Below are 2,480 nucleotides of genomic sequence, written 5' to 3' on the forward strand. Positions count from 1 at the left end.
GACGCCGACCGCCCGACGCCCGCCGCCTGACGCCGACCGCCCGACGCCCGCCGCCTGACGCCGACCGCCTGCCGTTCGCCGTTCGCCGTTCGCCGTTCGCCGTTCGCCGTTCGCCCGACGTTCGCCGGAGACAGGGCCCGTCTCCGGGGACGGGCCCCTCTAGGGTGAGGGCATGCCGTCCCGCCGTCCTCAGACCGCACCCTGCCCCGCCACCGCGGACCGCCCATCCGCCACGGCGGCACCCGGCTCCGCTCCGGCCACCGGGCCCCGGGCACCCGCGGCGCGAGGTCCCCGGACCGCCGGCTCCTCCGGTGCCTCCCGGACCACCGGCGCCTCCGGTGCCTCAGGGACCCCGCGCGCCGCCCGGGAAACACGTTCGCTGCCGGTGATCGCCGCGGGCGCGGTGCCGATGCCGTTCGCGATCCAGCCATACGACGAGGTCGTCGCGCAGGACACCACCTGGGGTGAGCACTCCCACCCCTTCCATGAACTGCTCTGGAACGAGCGCGGCGCGTCGACGGCCGTGGTCGGGGCCCGGGTCTGGACGATCACGCCCGCGCTCGGTCTGTGGATGCCCGCGGGCACACTGCACTCGGGGTCGGCGGTCGCCGGTACCTGGTTCCGGGCGAGCTTCTTCGGCTTCCCCACCACGCCGTCCATCTCCGAGGCGCCGGTGGCCGTCGAGATCACTCCGCTGCTGCGGCTGCTGCTGGAGCGGCTCGGCGAGTCCCGGCTCTCGCCCGCCTCGCGGGCGACCACCGAGGCGATGGTTCTCGATGTGCTCGAACCGTCGCCGCGCGCACTGCTGGTGCACGCCCCGGCGTCCGCCCTGCTGCGCCCGATCGCCGAGGCGCTCCGCGAGGATCCGGGCGACGAGCGCACCCTCGGTGACTGGGCGGCGGAGCTGGGGGTGAGCGCGCGGACGGTCAGCCGCGCGTTCAACACGGAGACGGGCACCAGCTTCGCACGCTGGATCGCCTCGGTCCGGGCCCAGCACGCTGTCGCTCTGCTCACCCGGGGCTGGGAGGTGGAGGCCGTGGCCGAGGAGGTCGGATACCGGTCGGCGAGCGCCTTCGGGGCGGCCTTCCGGCGGACGACCGGGCTCACCCCGGGCACATTCCGGGCCTCCTGAGCGGCCTCCCGAGCGCCGATGCCTTCCGGCCACGGCCGGGACGATCCCCCTGTCCCCAGCGGGCGGGTGTCCCGATCACTACATCGGATGTCGCAAAGGATCGATTGCGACAGTGATCGGCATTCTCCTACAGTGAGCAAGGCAAGCCTTACCTAAGCGCTTGCGCTCAGCATGGTGCACACACTCCACGACGGCATCCCGGGACCGAGGCGTGCGAGGACCGGCACCTGGTATCCGGACCAGTGGGGTAGACAATCATGCGTTCACATCGCCTGCGGCTGCTCGCCACAGCCGCCGCTCTCCTGACCCTCGCGGCCTGCGGCGGCTCCTCGTCCGCCGGGGACGACAGCGACAGCGGCGACGGCGACGACGGGAAGAAGAGTTCCCCGTCGTCCTCGGCCACCTTCCCGCTCACGGTCGAGCACGCCCTGGGCAAGACGACCATCCCCCAGAAGCCGAAGCGCGTCGCCACCGTGAACTGGGCCAACCACGAGGTGCCGCTGGCGCTCGGCGTCGTCCCCGTCGGCATGGCCTCCGCGGACTTCGGCGACGACGACGGCGACGGGGTGCTGCCCTGGGTGGAGAAGAAGCTCAAGGACCTGGGCGCGAAGACACCGGTCCTGTTCGACGAGAACGACGGCATCGACTTCGAGGCCGTCGCCGACACCAAGCCGGATGTCATCCTCGCCGCCTACTCCGGCCTGACCAAGCAGGACTACACCACCCTCAGCGAGATAGCGCCCGTGGTGACGTACCCGGATGCCCCGTGGGCGACGCCGTGGCGGGAGGTCGTGCGGACGAACAGCAAGGCCATCGGGCTCGCCCCCGAGGGCGAGAAGCTGATCAAGGACTTGGAGGGTGACATCAGCCGTACCGTCGCCAAGTACCCGCAGCTCAAGGGCAAGTCGGCGATGTTCATGACCCATGTCGACCCCGGCGACGTCAGCAAGGTCGGCTTCTACACCGCCCACGACACCCGGACCCTGTTCTTCCAGGACCTGGGCCTGAAGATCCCCGGCAGTGTCGCCGAGGCGTCGAAGGGCACGGACAAGTTCGTCCTCACCCGCAGCGCCGAGCAGATCGATGTGTTCGACGACGTCGACATCATCACCGGCTACGGCGACGACAAGGGCGAACTGGCCGGCACGCTGCGCAAGGACCCGCTGCTGTCGAAGGTGCCCGCCATCGACCGGGGCTCGATGCATCTGCTGCCCGGCAGTTCGCCCGCCGCGACGGCGGCCAACCCGACGCCGCTGTCGATCTCCTGGGTCCTGGACGACTACGTCGCCGCGCTCGCCAAGGCCGCGGACAAGGCCAAGTGACAGCGGACTCCACCCGCCGCGTGCCG

General features: G+C 71.5%; 2 protein-coding genes. Both read left to right on the forward strand.

Translation table 11 applies throughout. From position 1 onward, the window contains the following. Window positions 1-409: 409 nt before the first annotated feature. A complete protein-coding gene (locus ACWF94_RS38570; RefSeq protein WP_453499655.1) occupies window positions 410-1,132 on the forward strand; it encodes a helix-turn-helix domain-containing protein in 723 nt (240 codons plus the stop codon). Window positions 1,133-1,389: 257 nt separating this feature from the next. Beyond that, window positions 1,390-2,454, forward strand: coding sequence for an iron-siderophore ABC transporter substrate-binding protein (locus ACWF94_RS38575; RefSeq protein ID WP_453499653.1), 1,065 nt, complete (start codon window positions 1,390-1,392; stop codon window positions 2,452-2,454). The last annotated feature ends 26 nt before the right edge of the window (window positions 2,455-2,480 follow it).

Source organism: Streptomyces sp. NPDC055078, assembly GCF_053607985.1.